Below are 22116 nucleotides of genomic sequence, written 5' to 3'. Positions count from 1 at the left end.
CAGTAACCCCCGCTGATGGAAAGCAGGGAGAGAACAAAAAGGCCCGCACCGTCGTTGCTTCAGGCGTCCTCGCATTTTCCGGTTGGCCGGAATAGCGACTGGAGGGGTTAATTCCAGGTACCTTACCGATTTCCTCACCAATTCGAGGGTTCGGCGGACACCCATGGGCACGTGCGACTTTGGGCTGAGTGGGAAATAAGAATATTCGCCTTCATAATCAAGCGATTTTTTAATCTGGGGCCAAAAAAATAATTGAACAAAATCGCCCAATTTGTTCAACATTCCGAAACAGCTTCGGGAACAGCCATGGACACCTTGACACGCATACGGGCCTTCATCGATGTCGTCGAGGCCGAAGGCTTTTCCGCCGCGGCGCGGCGCACCGGCCGCTCGAAGGCGCTGCTCTCCAAATATGTGCGCGAACTGGAGGATGAGCTCGGCGCCCTGCTGCTCAACCGCACCACCCGGCAGTTCTCAATGACCGAGGCTGGCCATACCTACTACCGCACCGCCTCCGATATCCTGAAGGAGATCGACAACCTCGCCGATCTCGTGCGTGAAAACAATGCACAGCTCAAAGGGCGGCTTCGCATCTCGGTGCCGCGCACCTTCGTCGATGCCGATGTCGGCCAGTCGCTGATCGATTTCGCCAAGGAGAACCCGGACCTTTCGCTGGAGATCGCCGCCGACGACCGGTTCGTCGACCTGATCGAGGAAGGTTTCGACGTGGCGATCCGCGTCACCAAACTCGAGGATTCCGGCATGATCGCCCGCAAGATCTCGGATTTCCGCGTCCATCTCTGCGCCACCCCGGAGTTTCTCGAACGCCATCCCGATCTCGAGCACCCCAGCGACATTTCCAACGTCCCCTTCATCGTCGACACCAATGCGCGCACCCAGGCAAGCATCCGCTTCCACAATCCCGACAACACCTCGTTCGCCGTCGCCGTCAGCGGACCGATCGAGGTCAACAGCCCGCATGCGACATTGCGCGCAGCGCTCGCCGGCATCGGCATCGCCCTCATCCCGGATTTCATCGCCCGCAAGCCGATCGAGAGCGGCGCACTGGTGACGCTGTTCAACGACTACCTCCCGACCGACCGCGGCATCTACGCCGTCTATCCGCATCGGCGCTATCTGCCGGCCAAAGTGAGGATCTTCGTCGACTACCTGCACAACTGGTTCAAGAAACATCCATAATGGGGCGGATGCGACATTCCGTCCGCGCCAGCCACCACTAACCCGGTCCCAATTCCGTCCCAATTTCTGGCAAGAAGTCAGGGTCACCGAACAGGGCAGCGGAACAGATGAAACATTCGACGATATTGATGGCCGCGCTTCTTTCGCTGGCGCCGGCCGCCGCCTTTGCCCATCCGCACATCTTTGTGGAGGCGCGTCTCGAAGTCGTGGCCGGCAAGGACGGCAGCGTCGAGGAACTGCGCAATGTCTGGCGCTTCGACGAGGTCTTCTCCTCCTCCGTCGTCATGGATTTCGACAAGAACACCGATCTGAAGCTGGAGCCGAACGAACTCGCCGAGGTCGGAAAGACGGTGAAGCAATCGCTCGCCGATTACGACTACTACATGAACCTGACGATCAACGGGAAGAACATCACCGTCCAGAAGCCCGACATCATCCATGTCGACTACAAGGACGGCCAGCTCTTGATGTTCTTTGCGGTGAAGCCGGTGGAGAAGATGCCACTCAAGGGCAGGCTCACCTTCGGCGTCTACGACCCGACGCTCTATACCTCGATCGATTTTCCCACAGACGGTGAACTGGCAACGGTCGGCGACGGTTTCAAGGCCTGCAAGCATCAGGTGGTAAGGCCTGATGCCGACCAGGTGATCTCGGAAAACAAGCAGTCACTGACGGACGCCTTCTTCAACGATCCCACCGGCACCAACATGTCCAAACTCTTCGCCACCCGGCTGGAGGTCACATGCTGACGAAACGGTTACCCCTCACCCTTTCCGCTGCAGCTCTCGCGCTGCTGACGGCGGCAAGCCTCGCCCATGCGCAATCGCCGCTCGGCATCGGCACGGCGGAGCCGAGCTTCCAGCCGACCGGCGGGCCGCTCGCACCGCTTCTGCTCTACGTGAACTATGAGCAGCAGGCCTTTTACCGGGCGCTGACCGGTGCCTTGAAGGCCATGCGCCAGGACCCGTGGCAGCTGGCATCGCTGATCGGCCTCTCCTTTGCCTACGGCGTCTTCCATGCCGCTGGCCCCGGCCACGGCAAGGCGGTCATCTCCTCCTACATGATCGCCAACGAGGTCGAGTTGAAACGCGGCGTCGTGATTTCCTTCATTTCGGCCTTCGTCCAGGGCGTGATGGCGGTAGCGCTGGTCGGCGGCGCCTGGCTGGTGCTGCGCGGCACCGGTATCACGCTGACGGCGGCGACCCATGCGATGGAAATCGCAAGCTTCGTCATGGTCATCCTCTTCGGCGGCTGGCTGCTGTTCCGCAAACTGCGCTCGATGGTGGGCAACATGCCGCGCCGCCGGCTGATGGCGACGTCCGCCGGCCCGGTCAGCATGATGCTCGACTGGAAGGACAATGCGGCCGAGCGCCAGGTCTATGCCTTCAACGGCAAGGCACAGGCCATCGACGCCGGCCATACCTTCGTTCCCGGCATGGCCTGCGAGACCTGCGGCAATGCCCATGTGCCTGATCCGGCCCTGCTCGCCGGCGACAGGTTCAGCGCCCGCGAGGCCTGGTCGGCGATCGTTGCCGTCGGTCTGCGCCCCTGCTCGGGCGCACTGCTGGTCATGACCTTCTCGCTGCTGAACGGGCTCTATCTCGGCGGCGTGCTTTCCGTCGCCGCCATGTCGCTCGGCACGGCGATCACCGTTTCCCTGCTTGCCACACTTGCCGTCACGGCCAAGGGGGCGGCCGTCCGACTCTCCGGACGCGGCTCGACCGCCTCGATCTGGGTCGGCAACGCCATCGAAATCCTCGGCGCCGTGCTCGTCATGCTGATGGGCGCCCTGCTGCTCGGGGCCTCGCTGCAGGGGTAGAGCTGTAGCCCTATTTCTCTCTGCCGCGCTGATAGCGCGCCCGCAGCCAGAACACCGCGAAGAACGCCATGATCAGGCAGACGCCGACGGCAATCGCCAGTGTCGGCGAGAAATTGCCGATCCACAGCACGATGGTCGGCAGGAAATAGATGACCAAGGCGGCACCAAGCAGGATGATGCCGGCGGCTGTCGCCTGCGAGCGGCTCTCCGGACTCATACGAGCCTTTCCTTTTCGAGATCGGCGCGGATATCCTGCAGGCGGCGGATCTGGTTGCCGGCGGCGTCGAAATTCTCAGGCGAAAGCCAGGCCTCGAAGGCATCGTTGATCATCGGCCATTCGACATCGATCATCGAGAACCAGGCGGTATCGCGGTTGCGATGCTTGGAAATCATGTGCTGGCGGAAGACGCCTTCGAAGCTGAAGCCGTAACGCGCGGCCGTCGTCTTGCTCGCCTCGTTCTTATTGTCGCATTTCCATTCGTAGCGGCGGTAGCCGAGATCCTCGAACACGTGCTTGGCCATCAGATAATGCGCCTCGGTCGAAAGCGGCGACCGCTTCATCTCGGCGCCGTGCGCCACTCCGCCGATCTCGACGACGCCGTTTGCCGGGTCGGCGCGCATGTAATTCGCCATACCGACAATCTTGCCGGTGGCGTTGTCACGGAAGATATGGGTGAGCCAGCCGGACTTGGTGTGGACGGCTTCCAGCCAGTTGGCGAAATCGTCGATACCGGAGAAATCGTCCTGCGCGAAATAGAGAAGCAGCGGGTTGATGCCCATACCGCCGAGCCCGTCCCACAGCGCCTCGAGATGTTCCGCGCGCCGATAGGGCTCGACGGTGACGAAACGACCCTTGAGCGTGACCGGCGTCGGCGCCGGACAACCGTTGAAATTTGCTAGATCGCGCATGTTCACTCCCCTTGTCTAGGAGTGGATAGGCCAGCCGCCCGACAAAGGCAACCGGCCTGCTTGTCACTGTGACAAGGTCACCTTGGCGGAGGACACCGTCGCCTCGATATGGTCGACCAACTGGTCGGCAAGACCGAGGCGGCCGGCGAGCAGATCGAGATAACCGCGCTCGGCGCGCGAATCCGGCTCGATGGTGAGCCGCGAGGCGGTGTAAAGTTCGACGCGCTGTTCTTCGGTCCTCGCCGCGGCCACCAGCGCATCGATATCCGTCGGCGAAGCGAGTTCGTGCTCGATGAAGGCCGCGGCCTCACCACTGACGTCGGCGGCCTTGACCTTGTCCATGATGAGGGCGCGTTCGGCATCGTCGATATGGCCGTCGGCCTTGGCGGCGGCGATCATCGCGCGGATCAGCACCAGCACGAATTCATTGCTGCCGGCAGGGGATGTCGGTCCGAAACCGGATTCGGCGGGCGGCGGCAAGAGAACCGGATTGTTGGCCGAGGGCGCATCCGAGGGGGCTGCGGGCGCCTGCCCCGCCTGGTAATTCTTGTAGGCCTGGTAGCCGAGGCCGGCAATGGCGGCAAGACCGCCGATCGCCAATGCATTGCCGGCAATACCCCGGCCGGTCTTGGTGCCGAGAAGCGCGGCTGCAATCGCGCCTGTCGCCAGCGGGTTGTTTTTAGCCGTCTGAACGGCGTCGCCCGCCCTGTCGCGGACCGAACCGCCGAGACCCGGCACCTGCGAACCCAAGAACTGGTCGAGAAGCTTCTTTGCGTCGAACATTCCTCGTCATCTCCCTGTTTGAAGCTGGAGAGGTACATAGGTTTGCGACGGGTGAAATACAAATTGAGGAGTGGGGATTATGCCCGAAGGCCGACCCCACCCCTGCCGAAACTCAGGCCTTCAGTGCCGCCGCTTCTGCCGCGAGCCTGGTAATACCAGCCCAGTCGCCGGCCGCGACCAGTTCCTTCGGCGCTACCCAGGAGCCGCCGACGCAGATGACGTTCGGCAGCGAGAGATAATCATTGGCGTTCTTCAGCGAAATGCCGCCGGTCGGGCAAAACAGCGTGCCGGCGAGCGGCGAAGAGAGCGCCTTCAGCAAGGCCGCGCCACCGGCCTGCTCCGCCGGGAAGAATTTCAACACTTGGTAGCCTTCTTCGCGCAAAGCCATCACTTCGCTGGCGGTCGCAGCCCCCGGAAGCAAGGGCACATCGGAGTCGGCAGCGGCATCGAGCAGTTCCTGTGTCGTGCCCGGGCTGACGATGAACTTCGAACCGGCCTCGACGGCGGCTTGCCAATGGGCGGCATTCAGGATCGTGCCGGCGCCGACTTCGGCGCCCTCGACCTCGGCTGCGACGGCGCGCACGGCATCGAGTGCCGCCGGCGTGCGCATGGTGATCTCGATCGCCTTCAGGCCTCCCGCGACGAGCGCCCGGGCCAGCGATACCGCCGACTTGGCGTCGTCGACGATCAAGACCGGAACGACCGGCTGGAGTTTCAGGATGGAAAGGAGCTTTTCTGTTTTCTCGCCCATGGTCGTGCGACTTCCTTGAAACGATTGAATTCGGATCCCGAATAACGCCCCCGCCGACCCTTGTCGAGATAAAACCAGACCGTATGACAAGATGGGTAGGAAATGGGTGGAAATTGGTCTACCGTGCCGCAATCGTCACAAAAGGTTCACCGATATGGCGAAAGAGATCGAGCGGAAGTTTCTTGTACGCAGCGATGGATGGCGTTCCGCCGTCGAGACGAAGTCTGTTCTCCGGCAGGGTTACATCGCTTCGATGGACGACCGTTCCGTCCGGGTGCGCATCCTCGACGACAGGAAAGCGAAGCTGACGATCAAGATCGGCCGCAGCACGATTACCCGCGACGAATTCGAATACGACATCCCGATCGCCGATGCCAAAGAGCTGCTGCAGAATGCGATCGGCATCGTCATCGAGAAGACGCGCTACCGCGTTCCACATCAGGGTTTCGTCTGGGAGGTCGACGTCTTTACTGGCGAGCATCGTGGCCTTGTCATCGCCGAGGTGGAGATGACGGCGGAAACCGACAATCCGGCCCTACCCAGCTGGCTTGGCCGCGAAGTGACCGGCGATTTCCGCTATTCCAACCAGGCCCTTGCCACAGAATATGAGCACGACAGGCATGGCCTATCGCATTCGGCCTGACGCCGATTTCACGGACGCGTTCCGCAGCGTCGCGACACAGCAGCTGGAACGTGCCATTACGCTTATCGAGGAACGGCCGGACGGCACCGATGAGGCAATCCATTCCTTCCGCAAGAACGTGAAACGACTGCGCTCGCTGTACCGCCTCGTTCGTCGCAAGGTGCCGGATTTCCAGGCCCAGGAAAACACGAGGCTGCGCGATGCCGCAGCGTCGCTTTCGGCGATCCGCGACGCTGCCGCCCTCATCGGCACCGCACAATATCTCCAACAATCAGCCCGGGGGAACGAGGAAAGCGAGGCGCTCGGCCGCATCGTCACTGTTCTCGAAGGACGCCGTGACTGGATGGCCGAAGCCGAAAGCGGCCTGGAGCAGCGGCTGACGGAAACCTCTGCGGTCCTGACGGCGGCGATTGCAGCCCTGGATAAAGTGTCCTTCGACGGCAGCCACCGCAAGAATGCCCGCATGCTGGCAAAGAGCTGGCGCCGCACCGCGCGCAAGGCGAAGACCGCGCTTGCGGCCTGCCACGGCGAGGCATCGGCCGACGATTTCCACGATCTGCGCAAGCGCGCCTACGACTATCGGCTCTACCATGCTCTTCTGCGTGACGTCTGGCCGGGCGCGATGAAGGCCAAGCGCGATGCCGCCACGGAACTTGTCGAAGATCTCGGCCATATACACGATCTCGCCGTGCTCTCCGAACTGGTGGAGGCCGAACCGCAGCTCTTCACCCGCAACGACGATCTCGCACACCTGCTTGACGCCATCATCTTCCGCCAGCAGGAAGACCGGCGGCAGGCGCTTGTCAAAGCCGAAATCGTCTTCACCGATGATCCCGACGAGGAAGCCGACCGCATCGAGCTTCTCTGGCTGGCCGCCGGGAATCGATAGGTGGCGACACCGGCAGTGCTTGCGAACGCTGCATTTCCGAATGCCTCAGCGCATCTGAAATATCATGGGCAAACCCATTGACCTCAACCAGTCTTGAGGTCCTAGCCTCCGGTGGTCGAACAAGCAAAGACCTGACGCTGCGAGGAAAAAATGACCGCCGAAAATGCCGCTATGCCGAAGGTGCTCGGACTCTACGAGACCCATCTGACCGTTGCCGATCTCAAGACCTCTACGGATTTCTACCGCGATGTCGTCGGGCTAGAGCCCGCAGCATCGTTCGAGGAGCGCAAAGTCACGTTCCTCTGGGTGGACGACCGGAAGACCGGCATGCTGGGCCTTTGGGAAACCGGAACCGGACCGTTGAAGATGCGGCTGCATATCGCCTTCCGCATGACCGCCGATAGTGTGCTGCAGGCTCCCGCCTTGCTCAAGGCAAAGGGCGTGGAGCCTCTCGGCTTTAACGGTGAACCGGCAACGGAACCGGTGGTTCTCGGCTGGATGCCGGCGCTGTCGATCTATTTCAAGGATCCGGACGGGCACTCGATCGAGTTCATCAGCATTCTCGACGCCATCCCCGACCGGAGTTTCGGCGTGCGGCCGTTTTCCGAATGGCAGGCGCGAGCGTAGTCCGCCACCTGTCGAAATCGCCTCTGGCGAAGGCAATTGCGTGGCCCGCCGATTTTCTGTATTTCCAGGCCTATGACCGACAGCCTCACACACACCAGCCCGTTCCTCGTGGCGGCCCTCTACCATTTCGTTTCCGTGCCGCGTTTTGCCAGCCTGCAGGCACCGCTGCAGGCGCTTTGCGAGGAGAACGGCGTCAAGGGAACGCTGCTTCTGGCGCATGAGGGCATCAACGGCACGATCGCCGGACCGGATGCCGGGATTGGCGCCGTGCTCTCCTTCCTGCGCGCCCAGGCGGAATTTTCGGGCCTGGAGCACAAGGAAAGCCGCGCCTCGAAAATGCCCTTCCTGCGCATGAAGGTGAAGTTGAAGAAGGAAATCGTCACCATGGGCGTCGAGGATATCGACCCCAACAAGGTGGTCGGTACCTATGTGGCCGCCAAGGACTGGAACGCGCTGATATCCGATCCCGATACGATCGTCATCGACACCCGCAACGATTATGAGACGGCAATCGGCACCTTTCGCGGCGCGCTCGACCCGAAGACCAAGACCTTCCGTGAATTTCCGGATTGGGTGCGCAACAATCCCGGCCTGCACAACAAGCCGAAGGTCGCCATGTATTGCACCGGCGGCATACGCTGCGAGAAGGCCACGGCCTTCATGAAGGCTGAGGGCTTCGACGAGGTCTATCATCTGAAGGGCGGCATCCTGAAATATCTGGAGGAAGTGCCGCAGGAGGAAAGCCTCTGGGATGGCGCCTGCTTCGTCTTCGACGAGCGCGTCTCCGTCGAGCACGGGCTGACGGAAGGCGAACACAGGTTGTGCCATGCCTGCCGTAACCCGATCACATCAGAGGAGATCACCTCGCCGCTCTACGAGGAAGGCGTTTCCTGCAGCCACTGTTATCCCAAGCGCACGGAAGAAGACCGGCTGCGCTACCGTCAGCGGCAGCACCAGATCGCCCTCGCCAAAAAGCGCGGCCAGCGGCATATCGGCAGCTGAGCCGGATTCTGTGTGAATCAAATTTGCTTTCTGAAGATCAGGCCGCCGGTCAGGCGGCGCCGATACGACGCCGGCCTGTCGGCTCCGCTGCCCGTCGTTCGTTCAGCATCTTGGTGATGAGGTCTGCTGTAACAGGCTTTCCGAACAAATAGCCCTGCAGGCAGTCGCAGCCGAAAAGGCGCATGGCGATCGCCTGCTCCTCGGTCTCGATACCTTCGGCCGTCACCGGAATGTCGAGCGAACGGGCAAGCGCCACCGTCGCCTGCAGCATCTCGCGCTGGCGCTTATCCTCGTTGACGCCCATGACCAGCGAGCGGTCGATCTTGATGCGGTCGAAGCCGAACTGCCTGAGATAGCCGATCGAGGAGAATCCGGAGCCGAAATCGTCAAGCGCCACCTTGACCCCCAGCCCCTTCAGCCGTTCGATCGACTGGCGGGTCCGCTGCGGATTCTGGATCATGTAGCCTTCGGTAATCTCGAGCGTGATGCGGCTGGCTTCGATCTCCGTCTGCTTCAGCACGTAACGCACATAGTCGCTGAAGGCGGGATTGCGGAACTGGCCGGGCGAGACGTTGACCGAGACGTTGAGTTCCGGCCATTGCTTGGCCGTCTCGCAGGCCTTGCGCAGCACGAACAGGCCAAGCGATTCGATGAGGCCGCTGGTCTCCGCGATCGGGATGAACAGCTCGGGCGAAACAGGACCGTGGCCCGGGCGATTCCAGCGCACCAGTGCTTCGACGCCGGTCATCGCCTGGGTGGTCGCATCGATCAGCGGCTGGTAGGCGAGCGTCAGGTCACCGCTTTCGATGGCGATCCGGAGATCGAGTTCCAGCGCGTTGCGCTGCTCTCTATCAGCATCCATCGACGGATCGTAGAGCGTCATGCGCGCGCGGCCGGCCTCCTTCGCCTTGTACATGGCAAGATCGGAGCGGCGCACCAGCTCCTCGCGGCCGATCGAACCGAAGGGTGACATGGCGATGCCGATACTGGCCCCGACGACGACGACGCGGCGGCCGATCTCCAATGGCTCGACAAGAAAATCGAGGATCTGCTCGGCAAGCTGCAGGGCGGCGGCATTCTCGCTGTCGGAGAGAAAGGCGATCGCAAATTCATCGCCGCCAATGCGCGCCAGAACCGCATCCTGTGGAATGAGCACTTCCAGCCCGGCAGCGACCGCACGGATCAACTGGTCGCCGGTGCCATGGCCATAGCTGTCATTGACTTCCTTGAAGCCATCGAGGTCGAGATAGAGGAGCAGCACGTTGCGCCTGGTCTGGCGTGCTTCGACGACAAAACGATCGACGGCGAGCCCGAGCCCGTCGCGATTGGAAAGGCCGCTCAGCCTGTCGCGCAACGCCTCCTCGCGGGCGCTGCCTTCCTCTGCCTTCAGGCGGCGGCCGGCAAGCAAGCCGATGACCAGCAATACCGCGAAAAACAATCCGACGAGGCCGAGCGCCTGGATGACCATCGGCCGCACCTGCGCATAGGCGATGTCGCCGGGTGAACGCGAGGTCCAGACGAGCTTGCCGAGCGTTGCCCCCGTCGGATCGACGATCGGGACGCGATAGTCGGCCGCAAAGCTGGGTGGCGCCAGCCTCAGGCCGCCAATGACATAGGTCTGGCCGAGAGCGGTCACCCTGTCGTCATCGAGATGGCGGGCGAAAACGAGATAGCGGTGCTGGCCGGCGGGCACGTCAAGCGCACCGGACTTCTTCCGAACCAATGCCACGCCGACAGCGGCAATGCCCCGCTTGGTGGTGATGAAACCGACCGCTTGAGGACGATCTGCCGGGCCGGCCGCCTTCACCGTGTCGAGCAGGGTCCAGAGCGACGGCGCGAAGAAATCCGTGAGCGGCTCCTCCATCGGTTTGCCGTCGCGATAGGCGATGATCGCCTTCTTCGCGTCATCGATGACGATCGCCATGTCGAACAGCGAGCTGTTGAGCGACATCTCGCCGTAATTGCTCACCGTCCAGTCCATACCGTCAGGCGCGTAGACGTTGACGGCAGCGTCGTCCCAGGCGGCATAATCGTCGAGTGTCGCGCCGAGCTGATCCTCGAAAGTCTTCACCGCGCCGATCGTCGTTTCGCGCGAGCGCTCGTCATCGAGGAGATTGGCATTTTCGGCCACGCGTTCAAGCGCCGTCAGCACCATGATGGTGACGACGGCGACGACGACCGCGAAGGAGAAAAGCACGCCGGTGACGGCGATGTGGCGGCCTATTCCCGATCCCTTGCTTTGCGACTTTCCGACTGTCTGCATTACGACTCCCTGACCGTTGGACTTTGCCAGTCAAGGGTTCAAAAACGTTTAAGCAACCGCCTGTTGTACGTTTCTGACAATCTATTTTTATGCGTGCCGCCGGCCGCCGTGACATTGACGGCAGGCAGCGTCAGCTTGCCGTGCCGGCCGGTAGTTCGAGTTCAAGAGGCGCCTTATCAACTGCCCGCGCGAGGAATGGCGCTAACCCGCTTTGTAATTGCCCTTCGGGAATTGAGCCGCAAGGTCGCGATACCATTTGCCGCTCTTCTTCACCGTGCGCTGCTGGGTCTCGTAATCGACGTGGACGAGGCCGAAGCGCATGCGGTAGCCTTCCGCCCATTCGAAATTGTCCATCAGGCTCCAGGCGAAATAACCGCGCAGGGGATAGCCGTCCTTGACGAGGTTGGCGACGACATCGAGGTGCTCACCGACATAGTCGAGGCGCATCGCGTCATCGACCTCGCCATCGACGACATCGGTGTTGTCGCAGGCACCGTTCTCGGTGATGTAGCATTCCGGCAGTTCGTAGCGGCGGTAGAGGTCCTCGACGGAGAGCTTCAGGCCCGGCGCATAGATTTCCCAGCCAATATCGGTCTTGACGTCGCTTGCCGGCGGCGCCTCCACCGTCCAGGGGAAATCGCCTTTGCGATCGGCATCATCAGTGACTCGCTCGGGCTTGTAATAGTTCAGGCCCCACCAGTCGAGTTTCTGGCTGATGAGCTTCATGTCGCCATCTTCGATGACGGGCATGAGGTCGCCGAGCGCTTCGACGAATTCCTTCGGATATTCGCCCTTGAAGACAGGATCGAAGAAGGCGCCGTTGTGGAACTGATGCGCACGCTCGCCGGCGGCAAGATCGGCCGGGCTGTCGGAGCCAGGGATGATCGAGGCGGCGTTGAGCACGAGCCCGACAGGCACATCAGGGGCTTCCGAGCGGATCGCCTCGACGCCGAGGCCATGGGCAAGGTTCATGTAGTGCATGGCGTGAAGGGCGGCCTGCATGTTGCGCTCGCCCGGAGCATGGATGCCGTAAAGGTGGCTCAGCCAGACAATGCACCAGGGTTCGTTGAAGGTCGCGACGGCATCGAGGCGGTCGCCAAGGCGGTTCATCACCGTCTTGGCATAGCGGTGATAGGCATAGGCGGTCGAGCGCGCCGTCCAGCCGCCGTCGCCGGCGAGCAGCAGAGGCAGGTCCCAGTGGTAGAGCGTCGCAAAGGTCTTGATCCCCCGCGCCTTGCAACCGTCGACCAGCCGGTCGTAGAAATCGAGGCCGGCCTCGTTCACCGGACCTGTGCCGTCGGGGATAATGCGCGGCCAGGCAATGGAGAACCGGTAGGCTTCGACGCCCATATCCTTGATGAGATCGAGATCCTGCTCCAGGCGATTGTAGTGATCGCAGGCAACGTCGCCATTATGGCGATGATAGACGCGACCCGGCATATTGCAGAAGGCATCCCAGATGGACGGCTTGCGGCCGTCTGCCTTGCTGGCGCCTTCGATCTGGAAGGCGGCGGTGGCAACGCCGAAAGTGAAATCGCCTGGAAAGCGGTCTGCGAGTTTTTTCGGATCGATCATCTGTAAATCCCGTTCTCGGCGTGTGGGTGAACCGTTTGGGTTCGGATTTAGCCAAGCCGAAAAGCAAAGTACAGGCCCGGACGCAGAAAAACTGCAACGTTACAGTACGGCCGCGAAGCGGCGGCGACTGCAGTATTCGGTCGCCCTGACCTGCCGCACTTTCCGGCGCGGACTGCTCCCATAACGTGAACGTCAGAAGTCGTGACTTGCCGGCGCGCCCGCGATCGTTGCACAGCCAAGACATCACAAACAGGAAAGGAATCCAATGCTGTCTTCGATCCATCTGCTGCAGCCGCATCTGTTGAGCTTGCTGCGCATCATCTCCTCACTTGTGCTTTTTAGCTACGGAACGCAGAAGATTTTGCATTTTCCGGTTGCGGCAAGCGTGCCTCCCGTCGGCTCGCTGTCCTGGGTTGCCGGTCTTCTCGAACTCACCCTCGGCTTCCTGGTGCTGGTCGGATTCCAGACCCGTATCGCCGCCTTCGTGCTCTCGGGCCTGATGGCCTTCGCCTATTTCATCGGGCATGCGTCGAAGGGCATCTATCCCGCGCAGAACGGCGGCGTCGCGGCAATCCTGTTCTGCTTCGTATTTCTTTATCTGGTGGCGGCAGGCGCCGGACCCTTCAGCGTCGACAACCTGCTGAAGCGTGGCCGCACGGCTGCGGCCTGATCGAGAATAAACAAAACGCCGAGGCGACTCGAGCCCGCCTCGGCGTTTTTCATTGAGTGACTGGGAACGTCAAATTCAGACCTTGACCCAGGCGCCGTTCTTCTTCGAAGATGCGACGCAAGCCTCGACGAAGGCCACGCCCTTCACGCCGTCATCGACCGTCGGGTAGACCACCGCCTTGTCGACAGCTTTGCCCTTCTTGCGGGCGTTGATGGCATGCGCCGCTTCCGTATAGATCGTCGCAAAGGCTTCAAGATACCCCTCCGGATGCCCTGACGGCACGCGCGAGACACGGCCGGCAGCCGCGCCCGAACCGGCGCCGCCCCGGGTGATCAGCCGCTTCGGCTCGCCGAAAGGCGTGTACCAGAGATAGTTCGGGTCCTTCTGGGTCCATTCCAGCCCGCCCTTGGTGCCGTAGACGCGCACCATCAGGCCGTTTTCATGGCCGGGCGCCACCTGGCTGCACCAGAGCATGCCCTTGGCCGGCTTCTCCGAGCCTTTTGCCTTGAAGCGCAGCAAGACATGGGCGTTGTCATCCAGCCGGCGGCCCGGGACGAAGCTGTCGAGATCGGCGGCAAGGCTGTCGAGTTCCAGGCCCGATATGAAGGCGGCAAGATTATAGGCATGCGTGCCGATATCGCCTGTGGACCCACCGACGCCGGATTGCGCCGGATCGGTGCGCCAGGCGGCCTGTTTCTGGCCGGTCTGCTCGACCGCTTCCGTCAGCCAGTCCTGCGGATATTCGGCCTGAACGACTCTTATATCGCCGAGTTCGCCGTTCGCGATCATCTCGCGCGCCTGGCGGACCATCGGATAGCCGGTGTAATTATGCGTCAGCACGAACAGCGCACCGCTCTCGTCGGCGATCTTCTTCAGCTTCTTCGCATCGGCCAGGTTTGACGTCAGCGGCTTGTCGCAAATCACATGGATGCCGCGCCTCAGGAATTCCTTGGCCGCATCGTAATGCACATGGTTCGGCGTCACGATCGCCACCGCCTCGATGCCGTTCTTCAGCTTCGCCTCGCGGATCGCCATCTCGCGATAGCTGGAATAGGTCCGCGACGGATCGAGGCCGAGGTCGCGGCCGGACTGCACGGCCTTCTCGGGCGTTGACGACAGCGCGCCGGCGATGAGATCGTACTGATCGTCGATGCGCGCCGCTATACGGTGCACCGCGCCGATGAACGCGCCCGCGCCGCCGCCCACCATGCCGAGCCGGATGCGCGGCTCGCGGGTCTGTTCGGATGATGCTTCGATTGCCATTCTGTCCTCCTGAAATTTAAACTTGGTGCGGATGCGCCCCTCATCCGGCTGCCGCCACCTTCTCCCCGTAAACGGGGCGAGGGGGATATGCCGCGATGTTTACGCCCATCTCGACGGCTGGTGCGGCAACTCCCCTCTCCCCGTTTACGGGGAGAGGGTTAGGGTGAGAGGCACCCACGAGATGCCCTGTTTTAGGAAAGCCCCAGCATCCGCCGGTTCGCCGCCTGATCCGTGCCGCTGCCGGCGAAATCGTCGAAGGCTTTCTCGGTGACGCGGATGATATGAGCGGCCACGAATTCGGCGCCTTCGCGGGCACCGTCTTCCGGATGCTTCAGCGCACATTCCCATTCGACCACGGCCCAGCCGTCGAAATTATTGGCGGTCATCTTCGAGAACACCGCACCGAAATCGACCTGGCCGTCGCCGAGCGAGCGGAACCGGCCGGCGCGTTCCACCCAGCCCTGATAGCCGCCGTAGACGCCCTGGCGCCCGGTCGGATTGAACTCCGCATCCTTGACGTGGAACATCTTGATGCGGTCCTTGTAGATGTCGATGTTGTCGAGATAATCCAGGCACTGCAGGACGTAGTGCGAGGGGTCATAGAGCATGTTGGCGCGCGGATGGTTCTTCACGCGCTCCAGGAACATCTCGAAGGTGATCCCGTCATGCAGGTCTTCACCGGGATGGATCTCGTAGCAGACGTCGATGCCGTTTTCGTCCGCATGGTTGAGGATCGGCGTCCAGCGGCGGGCGAGTTCGTCGAAGGCCGTTTCGACCAGACCGGCAGGGCGCTGCGGCCAGGGATAGATGAACGGCCAGGCAAGCGCGCCGGAGAAGGTCGCATGCGCCTTGAGGCCGAGATTTTTGGATGCCGTCAGCGCCATCTTGACCTGCTCGACAGCCCATTCCTGGCGCGCCTTCGGATTGCCGCGCACCTCCGGTGCCGCGAACCCGTCGAAGGCTTCGTCATAGGCCGGATGAACGGCGACGAGCTGGCCCTGCAGATGGGTGGAGAGTTCGGTGATCTCGATGCCGTTTTCGCGCGCCTTGCCGGCGAATTCGTCGCAATAATCCTTCGACGTGGCAGCCTTCTTCAGATCGATCAGCTGACTGGCCCAGGTCGGCACCTGGACACCCTTATAGCCGATGTCGGCCGCCCATTTGGTGATGGCGTCCCAGGAGTTGAAAGGGGCAGTATCGCCCGCGAACTGGCCAAGAAAAAGGCCCGGGCCCTTGATCGTCTTCATGTCAGATTCCTCCCTGAATATGGACCGTAAACGTTTCTGAAGTGTTGTAGCACGCTATTTTGCGGGCGCAAGGCGCCTCCTCGCCCTTGCCAGCGGATTTGGCGCAAAGCCATATGCGGTATGGCCGCGAGCTAATCATGATGGGCTTTGGCGGGCAAGAGGTACGTGCAGCATTTTCGGCCGCACACTGTGTGGAAGCATTAAAAATGCGCCCATCCTTACGAATGGGCGCATGTCTCCAATCGATGGATCAGAACGGTGAATCCGGGAAGTAGAAGTCCTTGGCATTTTCCTTGGTGACGAGCGTCGCGTCGAGGATATAGCTGCCGTGAACCGGGACCTGATCGTAAAGGGCTGCCGCCGTCAGTTCCATCGCCGTGCCGACCATTGCCGGCGGATAGAGGACGTCGACCGGGATCAGCTTATCCCCGTCCATGACCTTCTTGACCATATCCTTGGAGCCGGCACCGGCGACAACATATTTGATGTCGGTGCGCTTGGCCTGCTCGATCGCCTGCAGAACGCCGACGGCCATGTCGTCGTCCTGGCACCAGACGACGTCGATCTTCTGGTACTTCGTCAGGTAGTCCTGCATGACCTTGAAGGCATCGTCGCGGTTCCAGTTGCCGTACTGGCGGTCGAGAACCTTGACGTTCGAGCCGGCAATGCCCTTGTCGAAACCATCCTGGCGCTGCTGGTCGATCGGGATCGGCAGACCGCGGATGATGACCACTTCGGCATCAGGCGTGTTGTCCTTGATGTATTTGCCGGCGACTTCGCCGAGAGCCGGGTTGTTGCCGGCGACATAGAGGTCGCGCACGGAATTGTCGTTGTTGCTCGGCGCACGGTCGACGAGGGCGACAAACTTGCCCTTGCCCTTGACTTCCTTGATGGCGTTGACGAGCGGATCCGGATCCGACGGCAGGATGACGAGGGCGTCGATGCCTTGCGTATCGAGATCCTGCACGGCGTTCGCCTGGCTGGCGGCATCCGGCGAGGTCTTGACGATGACGTTGAGACCGGGATGTTCGGCCATCAGCAGCTTGGCGACGCGCTCGGCATGGAACACCACGCCCGAAGTCCAGCCGTGGTCGGCCGCCGGAATGGAGACGCCGATGGTGAATTTCTTGTCCTGGGCGTGAGCGGCGCCGGCGAACGTCACCGCCGCAACCGCGAGACCCAACATCAATCTACGCATGCTATTTCCTCCCACTAACTTCAGGGACTTTTCCATATCGGGACCGGACGCCCTGTCAGCCCGGTCAATTCATGATTTGCGCACCAGCGAGCGCTGGACGAACATGGCAATGATGATGATCGCACCCTGGATGGCGCCGATCAGATATTCGCTGATGAAATTCGAAAGCAGCATGATGTTGCCGACGAGTTCGAGAATAAAGGCGCCGCAGATCGTGCCCCAGACCCTGCCCGCGCCGCCCTTGAGCGCCGTGCCGCCGACGACGACGGCGGTGATCGCCTGCAGCTCCCACAGGATGCCCGTCGTCGCCGAGGTCGAGCCGAGACGCGGAACGTAGAGCAGCACGGCAATGGCTACGCACAGTCCCTGGATGACGAAAGCAATCGTCCTGACGCGGTTGACCGCGATGCCCGAATAGCGGGCGACATCGCTGTTCGATCCCACTGCGACGACATGGCGCCCGTAGCGGGTGCGATAGAGGATGAAGGCTGCAACCGCCGTCACCGCCAGGATCACCACGATCGGTATCGGCACGCCGGCGATATTGCCGAAATAGGCAGGACGATAGAGCGTCTGGATATCGGCGGAGCGAAGCGTGATGGCGCCGCCCTGCGACAGCCATGTCGTCAGGCCGCGATAGATGCCCATCGTGCCGAGCGTCGCGATGAACGGCTCGATCTTGCCCACTGTGGTGATCAGGCCGTTTGCCAGGCCGCAGAGCGCGCCGGCGACGATGGTGAAGGCGACCGCGACCGTCAGCATCAAAGCCGGGTTTTCGACGGCGCCCGAATTCATCAGCAGGATCATCAGGCTGGCGACGAAGGCCACCATGGAGCCCACAGACAGATCGAGGTCGCCCGCTGATATCACGAAGGTCGCGCCGACCGCGATGATGGCGATGAAGGCGCTACGCGTCGCGACATTGGCAAGGTTGGTGATGCCGATGAAATTGGGATTGACCAGGGCTCCGACGATCAGGAGCAGGGCCAGGGCGACAAAGGGCGCGACCGCACGCAGGTCGACATCCCGCCAGGATCGGCGCCGGATTTCCCTGGTCTCCTCGTTGACACTCATTTCCAAAACCAACCTCCCGTCCCATATTTTCTGGGCATCTTATCTGTCGTCCTGATCGGCGAAGCCCTGCTTCAGCCTCAGGCGGCCGCCTTCTTCTTGAGCCCGGCGGCGTAACGCATGATCTCCTGCTCGGAAATCTCGTCTCCTTCGAGCATGCCGACGATACGCCCTTCGCGCATCACCGCCACTCTGGTGCAGAGACCGATAACCTCCGGCATCTCCGACGACACGACGATGATCGACCGCCCGTCCCGGGCGAGCGCCGAAATGAAATGATAGATTTGCTGCTTGGTGCCGACATCGATGCCGCGCGTCGGCTCGTCGATGATGATGATATCAGGATCGGTCTCCATGACCTTGGCCAGCAGCAGCTTCTGCTGGTTCCCGCCCGACATGCGCCCGGCGACGATATTGCCGTCGCGAACCCTGATGTCGAAGCGGCGTTTGGCCTTTGCCATGGCGGCCGCCTCGCTTCCCGGGCTGAGATAGCCGTGACGCGCATGCCTTCCGAGCGATTGCAGCGTCAGATTGGTCACCATGCCGGAGCGCAGCAGCAGGCCCTTCGACTTGCGGTCCTTGGTCATATAGGCGAGCCCGCAGCGATTGGCGGCATGCACGTCGCCGGAGGGAACCGTTTCGCCCTTGATGACCACCTCGCCCTCGAGACGGGTCCGCAATCCGGCGATCGCTTCCATCAGTTCGGTGCGGCCGGAGCCGATCATGCCGGAGAAACCGATAATTTCGCCCTTGCGCACCTCGAAACTCGCATCCTTCACATAACCGGTCGACACCGAATCGACGCTGAGAACGACCTCCTCGTCGATATCGGGCTCGACCTTGGCGGGATAGAGGCTGGAAAGTTCGCGGCCGACCATCAGCTGGGCGATCGATTCCCCGTCCAGAATGGACGTCGGCGACGTCTTGATCCATTGGCCGTCGCGCAGCACGGTGACGCGGTCGGTCAATTCCATCACCTCGTCGAGCTTGTGGGACACGAAGACGAAGCTCGTGCCCTGGTCGCGCAGCTTGCGAACCTGCTTGAAGAGCATGCTGGTCTCTTCCCGCGACAGCACCGCGGTTGGCTCGTCCATGAACACCACCCGCGCATCGCGGCTGATCGCCTTGGCGATTTCGACCATCTGCTTGTCGGCGATGGAAAGCGTGCTGATCAATGCGTTCTCGTCGACATGCGAACCGAGCACGTCGAGAACCTTGCGGGTCTCCGACCGCATATATTTGCGGTCGAGCACACCGAAGCGCGTGACTTCTCGCCCGAGGAAGAGGCTCTCCGTTACGGTCAGGTGGTCGGCGAGGTTGAATTCCTGGTGAATGATGACGATGCCGAGCGCCTCGGCAGCACCATTGGGCGGCAGGACGACGGGCTTGCCGTCGAGCAGGATCTCGCCGGAACTCGGCTGTTCGAAACCGGACAATACCTTGACAAGCGTGGATTTGCCGGCCCCGTTTTCACCCATCAGGGCATGGATTTCGCCGGCGCGAAGATCGAAGTTCACGCTGAAGAGGACCTGCACCCCACTGAAGGATTTGCATATGCGCCTGGCGGACAGCACCACGGGTGCGGTGTCGGCGGCTTCCACGGTCATCTGATCCTCCCCAAAGCGGCTCTCCATCCGCTCTGGACCCTATGTAAACCTTTACATACATCGTGTAAAGGTTTACATCGTTGATTTACACAGATCAGTTGAAGCCTGCCTTTGACCTCTCGACAAGTCTGTGTAGTGTCTCGGCGAAGACAGCCCCAAGGCAGAGCCCAGTGTCGAATTCCACGCCCGCAACCATCGAAGACGTCGCCCGGATCGCCGAGGTCTCCATCGCGACGGTGTCCCGGGCGATCCATATGCCCGAGAAGGTCGCCAACTCCACACGGCTCAAGGTCAACCAGGCGATCGCCATCACCGGTTATACGACCAATGCGATGGCGCGCAGCCTGAGGCTTGGCCGCTCCAACATGATCCTGGTGGTGGCGCCGGATATCGGCGATCCCAATTTCTCCAACATTCTCGTCGGGCTGGAGAACGAGGCGCGCGCGCATGGCTACGGCATCCTGATCGGCCACACGCAGAACGACGCCCAGCGCGGCCTCGAATATCTGAAATTCTTCAATTCCAACCAGGCGGCCGGATTGATCCTCTTCACCGGCATCCTGCCCTTCGGGCATCAGACGATGACCGCGCGGCTGCCGCCGAGCGTCGGCGTTTTCGAGCCTGTCTTCAACGGCGGCATTCCCTATGTCGGTGTCGACGATACCGAAGGCGCCAGGAAAGCGGTGGATCTGCTGCTGGCCGAAGGGCATCGCAAGATCGCCTTCATCGGCGATTCACGCACCCGGCTTGCCTATACCAGGCGCCGCATGGGTTACGATGCCGGTCTCGACGCCGCCGGCATCCCGCCCGACTTGAGGATCGTGCTCGAAGGCGACGGCACGATCGAAAGCGGGCGGCATGCGGTCGAACAGCTTTTCATGCGTGACACGCTTCCCACAGCCTTCATGTGCGTCAACGACCAGACGGCGATCGGCGTCATGGTCGGGCTCGGCGCGCGGGGTTACGACATTCCGCGGGATTTCTCGGTGACCGGTTTCGACGACGTGCCGCAGGCCGTCTTCATATCCCCGCCACTGACCACGATCCGCCAGCCGAGAACGGCAATCGGCAAACAGGCAATGGCGCTGCTGTTGGAACTGCTGTCCGATGGCCGGCCGACCGAAACGGAAATCCTGCTGAGGCCGGATCTGGTGGTTCGAAACTCCGTCTCGGCGCCGTCGCGCAACTGGTTGAAACGGTAAATCCATATAGGCTTCCGGCCGGAGAGGGCTGCGCCGGCGGCCGATGACCGCCGGCGCGCTTTATCAGACGTAACGATTGACGACGTTTTCCAGCAGCTCCTGCTTGCCGGATCTCGGCTGCGGGTTGACGTCGTGGCTTTCGACATAATGGCTGATCTCATCCAGCGAATACTCGCCGCGGAAGAGCTTCTGCGCCTCGGCGGATTCCCAGCCGGCATAACGATCGGCGAGCGGCTGCGACAGAGCCTTGTCCTCGATCATCTTAGCAGCGGCCTTCAGACCGCGGGCGCAGCAATCCATGCCGCCGATATGGCCGATCAGTAGATCCGCCGGGTCGAGCGACTGACGGCGAAGCTTCGAGTCGAAGTTGGTGCCGCCGGTCTTGAAGCCGCCGCCTGCCAGAACGTGATAATAGGCCAGCGCCATTTCGGGAACATTGTTCGGGAACTGGTCGGTATCCCAGCCGGACTGGTAGTCGTTGCGGTTCATGTCGATCGAGCCGAAGATGCCGAGCGCATTGGCAAGCGCCAGCTCGTGCTCGAAGGAGTGGCCGGCAAGAATTGCGTGGCCCTGCTCGATATTGAGCTTCACCTCGTTTTCAAGGCCGTGCTTCTTGAGGAAGCCGTAGACGGTCGCGACGTCATAGTCGTACTGGTGCTTGGTCGGCTCCTGCGGCTTCGGCTCGATCAGGATCGTGCCCTTGTAGCCGATCTTGTGCTTGTATTCGACGACGAGGTTGAGGAAGCGGCCGAGCTGGTCGAGCTCGCGCTTGATATCGGTGTTGAGCAGCGTCTCGTAACCTTCGCGGCCGCCCCAGAGCACGTAGTTTTCGCCGCCGAGCTTCTGCGTGGCATCGATGCAGGTCTTGACCGTCGCGGCTGCGAAAGCAAAGACATCTGGATCCGGATTGGTCGCCGCACCCGACATGTAACGGCGGTGAGAGAAGAGGTTCGCCGTGCCCCAGAGCAGCTTGGTGCCGGTTGCGGCCTGCTTCTCGGCGAAATAATCGACGATCTCGTTGAGGTTTTTGGTGTTCTCGGCGAAATTCTTGCCCTCCGGACGCACGTCGGCGTCATGGAAGCAGTAGTAGGGCGAGCCGAGCAGCGAGAAGAATTCGAAGGCGACGTCGGCCTTGAGCTTGGCGGCCTTCATCGTGTCCTCGAACCAGGGACGCAGGAAGGTCTGGCCGCCGAAGGGGTCGCCGCCCGGCCATGTGAAGGTGTGCCAATAGGCCACCGCAAAGCGCAGATGGTCTTCCATGCGTTTGCCCATGACGATCTCGTCCGGCTGGTAATAGCGGAAGGCCAGCGGATTGGTGCTGTCGGGGCCTTCGTATTTCACTTTCTGGATATCGCCGAAAAATCCGGTGCTCATGTTGGGTCTCCTTGGGTTCGTAT

21 protein-coding genes are annotated in these 22116 nt (G+C 61.7%); 9 read left to right on the top strand and 12 right to left on the bottom strand.

All coding sequences use genetic code 11. The annotated features are described in order from the left end of the window. Window positions 1-306: 306 nt before the first annotated feature. The 3 genes from FHX10_RS27700 (at window position 307) to FHX10_RS27690 (ending at window position 3019) form a co-directional block, all read left to right on the top strand. Window positions 307-1200 (top strand): LysR family transcriptional regulator, encoded by an 894-nt coding sequence (locus tag FHX10_RS27700; RefSeq protein WP_047616318.1) that lies wholly within the window; start codon window positions 307-309, stop codon window positions 1198-1200. Window positions 1201-1307: 107 nt separating this feature from the next. Beyond that, on the top strand, window positions 1308-1949 hold the full coding sequence (locus tag FHX10_RS27695) for a DUF1007 family protein (protein WP_047616317.1): 642 nt from the start codon (window positions 1308-1310) through the stop codon (window positions 1947-1949). Next, the gene (locus FHX10_RS27690; protein WP_063475298.1) at window positions 1943-3019 is read left to right on the top strand and encodes a nickel/cobalt transporter; all 1077 of its coding nucleotides are present in this window, start codon (window positions 1943-1945) and stop codon (window positions 3017-3019) included. Before FHX10_RS27695 ends, FHX10_RS27690 begins: the two co-directional genes overlap by 7 nt. Window positions 3020-3029: 10 nt before the next feature. Here the strand turns inward: FHX10_RS27690 and FHX10_RS27685 are convergent, their stop codons facing one another. The 4 genes from FHX10_RS27685 to FHX10_RS27670 all read right to left on the bottom strand — a co-directional run bounded on the left by FHX10_RS27685 (window position 3030) and on the right by FHX10_RS27670 (window position 5462). Further along, window positions 3030-3236: a hypothetical protein gene (locus FHX10_RS27685; RefSeq protein ID WP_047616314.1), complete on the bottom strand. Its 207-nt coding sequence runs from the start codon at window positions 3234-3236 to the stop codon at window positions 3030-3032. Beyond that, window positions 3233-3928 carry a GNAT family N-acetyltransferase gene (locus FHX10_RS27680; RefSeq protein WP_063475297.1) on the bottom strand — a complete coding sequence of 232 codons (696 nt, stop codon included), beginning with the start codon at window positions 3926-3928 and terminating at the stop codon, window positions 3233-3235. Before FHX10_RS27680 ends, FHX10_RS27685 begins: the two co-directional genes overlap by 4 nt. Window positions 3929-3991: 63 nt before the next feature. Beyond that, a complete protein-coding gene (locus tag FHX10_RS27675) occupies window positions 3992-4711 on the bottom strand; it encodes a tellurite resistance TerB family protein (protein ID WP_047616310.1) in 720 nt (239 codons plus the stop codon). A 112-nt stretch (window positions 4712-4823) separates the two neighbouring features. Then, on the bottom strand, window positions 4824-5462 hold the full coding sequence (locus FHX10_RS27670) for a 2-dehydro-3-deoxy-phosphogluconate aldolase (RefSeq protein WP_047616308.1): 639 nt from the start codon (window positions 5460-5462) through the stop codon (window positions 4824-4826). A gap of 154 nt (window positions 5463-5616) precedes the next feature. On the opposite strand from FHX10_RS27670, the gene FHX10_RS27665 reads away from it, so the two are divergent. The 4 genes from FHX10_RS27665 to FHX10_RS27650 all read left to right on the top strand — a co-directional run bounded on the left by FHX10_RS27665 (window position 5617) and on the right by FHX10_RS27650 (window position 8623). Further along, window positions 5617-6105 carry a CYTH domain-containing protein gene (locus tag FHX10_RS27665; protein ID WP_047616306.1) on the top strand — a complete coding sequence of 163 codons (489 nt, stop codon included), beginning with the start codon at window positions 5617-5619 and terminating at the stop codon, window positions 6103-6105. Beyond that, window positions 6083-6994: a CHAD domain-containing protein gene (locus FHX10_RS27660; protein ID WP_047616304.1), complete on the top strand. Its 912-nt coding sequence runs from the start codon at window positions 6083-6085 to the stop codon at window positions 6992-6994. The genes FHX10_RS27665 and FHX10_RS27660 overlap by 23 nt, the downstream gene beginning before the upstream one ends. 150 nt (window positions 6995-7144) lie before the next feature. Beyond that, a complete protein-coding gene (locus FHX10_RS27655; RefSeq protein ID WP_047616302.1) occupies window positions 7145-7621 on the top strand; it encodes a VOC family protein in 477 nt (158 codons plus the stop codon). Window positions 7622-7693: 72 nt separating this feature from the next. Next, entirely contained in the window at window positions 7694-8623 is a 930-nt protein-coding gene (locus FHX10_RS27650; RefSeq protein WP_063475296.1) for a rhodanese-related sulfurtransferase, read from the top strand. 49 nt (window positions 8624-8672) lie between these two features. On the opposite strand, the gene FHX10_RS27645 is transcribed toward FHX10_RS27650, so the two are convergent. Beyond that, a complete protein-coding gene (locus FHX10_RS27645) occupies window positions 8673-10886 on the bottom strand; it encodes a putative bifunctional diguanylate cyclase/phosphodiesterase (RefSeq protein WP_063475295.1) in 2214 nt (737 codons plus the stop codon). Window positions 10887-11087: 201 nt separating this feature from the next. Continuing rightward, on the bottom strand, window positions 11088-12461 hold the full coding sequence (locus FHX10_RS27640) for a GH1 family beta-glucosidase (protein WP_063475294.1): 1374 nt from the start codon (window positions 12459-12461) through the stop codon (window positions 11088-11090). A 265-nt stretch (window positions 12462-12726) separates the two neighbouring features. On the opposite strand from FHX10_RS27640, the gene FHX10_RS27635 reads away from it, so the two are divergent. Beyond that, on the top strand, window positions 12727-13131 hold the full coding sequence (locus FHX10_RS27635; protein ID WP_047616294.1) for a DoxX family protein: 405 nt from the start codon (window positions 12727-12729) through the stop codon (window positions 13129-13131). A gap of 75 nt (window positions 13132-13206) precedes the next feature. Here FHX10_RS27635 and FHX10_RS27630 read toward each other — a convergent pair whose 3' ends face one another. The 5 genes from FHX10_RS27630 to FHX10_RS27610 form a co-directional block, all read right to left on the bottom strand. Further along, window positions 13207-14394 carry a Gfo/Idh/MocA family protein gene (locus FHX10_RS27630; protein WP_047616291.1) on the bottom strand — a complete coding sequence of 396 codons (1188 nt, stop codon included), beginning with the start codon at window positions 14392-14394 and terminating at the stop codon, window positions 13207-13209. Between the two features lie 191 nt (window positions 14395-14585). Continuing rightward, the gene (locus FHX10_RS27625; RefSeq protein WP_062939707.1) at window positions 14586-15641 is read right to left on the bottom strand and encodes a sugar phosphate isomerase/epimerase family protein; all 1056 of its coding nucleotides are present in this window, start codon (window positions 15639-15641) and stop codon (window positions 14586-14588) included. Between the two features lie 250 nt (window positions 15642-15891). Further along, a complete protein-coding gene (locus FHX10_RS27620; protein ID WP_063475293.1) occupies window positions 15892-16839 on the bottom strand; it encodes a substrate-binding domain-containing protein in 948 nt (315 codons plus the stop codon). 69 nt (window positions 16840-16908) lie between these two features. Next, a complete protein-coding gene (locus FHX10_RS27615) occupies window positions 16909-17913 on the bottom strand; it encodes an ABC transporter permease (protein WP_047616285.1) in 1005 nt (334 codons plus the stop codon). A 77-nt stretch (window positions 17914-17990) separates the two neighbouring features. Beyond that, a complete protein-coding gene (locus FHX10_RS27610; RefSeq protein ID WP_063475292.1) occupies window positions 17991-19517 on the bottom strand; it encodes a sugar ABC transporter ATP-binding protein in 1527 nt (508 codons plus the stop codon). A 170-nt stretch (window positions 19518-19687) separates the two neighbouring features. Between FHX10_RS27610 and FHX10_RS27605 the strand changes: the two genes are divergently transcribed. Beyond that, window positions 19688-20719 carry a LacI family DNA-binding transcriptional regulator gene (locus FHX10_RS27605; RefSeq protein WP_047616282.1) on the top strand — a complete coding sequence of 344 codons (1032 nt, stop codon included), beginning with the start codon at window positions 19688-19690 and terminating at the stop codon, window positions 20717-20719. A gap of 63 nt (window positions 20720-20782) precedes the next feature. On the opposite strand, the gene xylA is transcribed toward FHX10_RS27605, so the two are convergent. Then, window positions 20783-22093 (bottom strand): xylose isomerase, encoded by a 1311-nt coding sequence (xylA, locus tag FHX10_RS27600; RefSeq protein ID WP_047616280.1) that lies wholly within the window; start codon window positions 22091-22093, stop codon window positions 20783-20785. Window positions 22094-22116: the final 23 nt, after the last annotated feature.

This window comes from Rhizobium sp. BK591 (assembly GCF_014195045.1).
GTDB classification, from domain to species: domain Bacteria; phylum Pseudomonadota; class Alphaproteobacteria; order Rhizobiales; family Rhizobiaceae; genus Rhizobium; species Rhizobium anhuiense.
The sequence above is the reverse complement of the archived record's forward strand: the minus strand, read 5'-3'. Positions and strand labels throughout refer to the sequence as shown.

Bases quoted from the DNA above. Each gene is read 5' to 3' on its own strand.
- FHX10_RS27615 (WP_047616285.1), bottom strand. From the start codon at position 17,913: ATGAGTGTCAACGAGGAGACCAGGGAAATCCGGCGCCGATCCTGGCGG.
- FHX10_RS27665 (WP_047616306.1), top strand. From the start codon at position 5,617: ATGGCGAAAGAGATCGAGCGGAAGTTTCTTGTACGCAGCGATGGATGG.
- FHX10_RS27635 (WP_047616294.1), top strand. From the start codon at position 12,727: ATGCTGTCTTCGATCCATCTGCTGCAGCCGCATCTGTTGAGCTTGCTG.
- FHX10_RS27610 (WP_063475292.1), bottom strand. From the start codon at position 19,517: ATGACCGTGGAAGCCGCCGACACCGCACCCGTGGTGCTGTCCGCCAGG.
- FHX10_RS27695 (WP_047616317.1), top strand. From the start codon at position 1,308: ATGAAACATTCGACGATATTGATGGCCGCGCTTCTTTCGCTGGCGCCG.
- FHX10_RS27650 (WP_063475296.1), top strand. From the start codon at position 7,694: ATGACCGACAGCCTCACACACACCAGCCCGTTCCTCGTGGCGGCCCTC.
- FHX10_RS27685 (WP_047616314.1), bottom strand. From the start codon at position 3,236: ATGAGTCCGGAGAGCCGCTCGCAGGCGACAGCCGCCGGCATCATCCTG.
- FHX10_RS27690 (WP_063475298.1), top strand. From the start codon at position 1,943: ATGCTGACGAAACGGTTACCCCTCACCCTTTCCGCTGCAGCTCTCGCG.
- FHX10_RS27625 (WP_062939707.1), bottom strand. From the start codon at position 15,641: ATGAAGACGATCAAGGGCCCGGGCCTTTTTCTTGGCCAGTTCGCGGGC.
- FHX10_RS27655 (WP_047616302.1), top strand. From the start codon at position 7,145: ATGACCGCCGAAAATGCCGCTATGCCGAAGGTGCTCGGACTCTACGAG.
- FHX10_RS27670 (WP_047616308.1), bottom strand. From the start codon at position 5,462: ATGGGCGAGAAAACAGAAAAGCTCCTTTCCATCCTGAAACTCCAGCCG.
- FHX10_RS27640 (WP_063475294.1), bottom strand. From the start codon at position 12,461: ATGATCGATCCGAAAAAACTCGCAGACCGCTTTCCAGGCGATTTCACT.
- FHX10_RS27630 (WP_047616291.1), bottom strand. From the start codon at position 14,394: ATGGCAATCGAAGCATCATCCGAACAGACCCGCGAGCCGCGCATCCGG.
- FHX10_RS27660 (WP_047616304.1), top strand. From the start codon at position 6,083: ATGGCCTATCGCATTCGGCCTGACGCCGATTTCACGGACGCGTTCCGC.
- xylA (WP_047616280.1), bottom strand. From the start codon at position 22,093: ATGAGCACCGGATTTTTCGGCGATATCCAGAAAGTGAAATACGAAGGC.
- FHX10_RS27680 (WP_063475297.1), bottom strand. From the start codon at position 3,928: ATGCGCGATCTAGCAAATTTCAACGGTTGTCCGGCGCCGACGCCGGTC.
- FHX10_RS27675 (WP_047616310.1), bottom strand. From the start codon at position 4,711: ATGTTCGACGCAAAGAAGCTTCTCGACCAGTTCTTGGGTTCGCAGGTG.
- FHX10_RS27620 (WP_063475293.1), bottom strand. From the start codon at position 16,839: ATGCGTAGATTGATGTTGGGTCTCGCGGTTGCGGCGGTGACGTTCGCC.
- FHX10_RS27645 (WP_063475295.1), bottom strand. From the start codon at position 10,886: ATGCAGACAGTCGGAAAGTCGCAAAGCAAGGGATCGGGAATAGGCCGC.
- FHX10_RS27700 (WP_047616318.1), top strand. From the start codon at position 307: ATGGACACCTTGACACGCATACGGGCCTTCATCGATGTCGTCGAGGCC.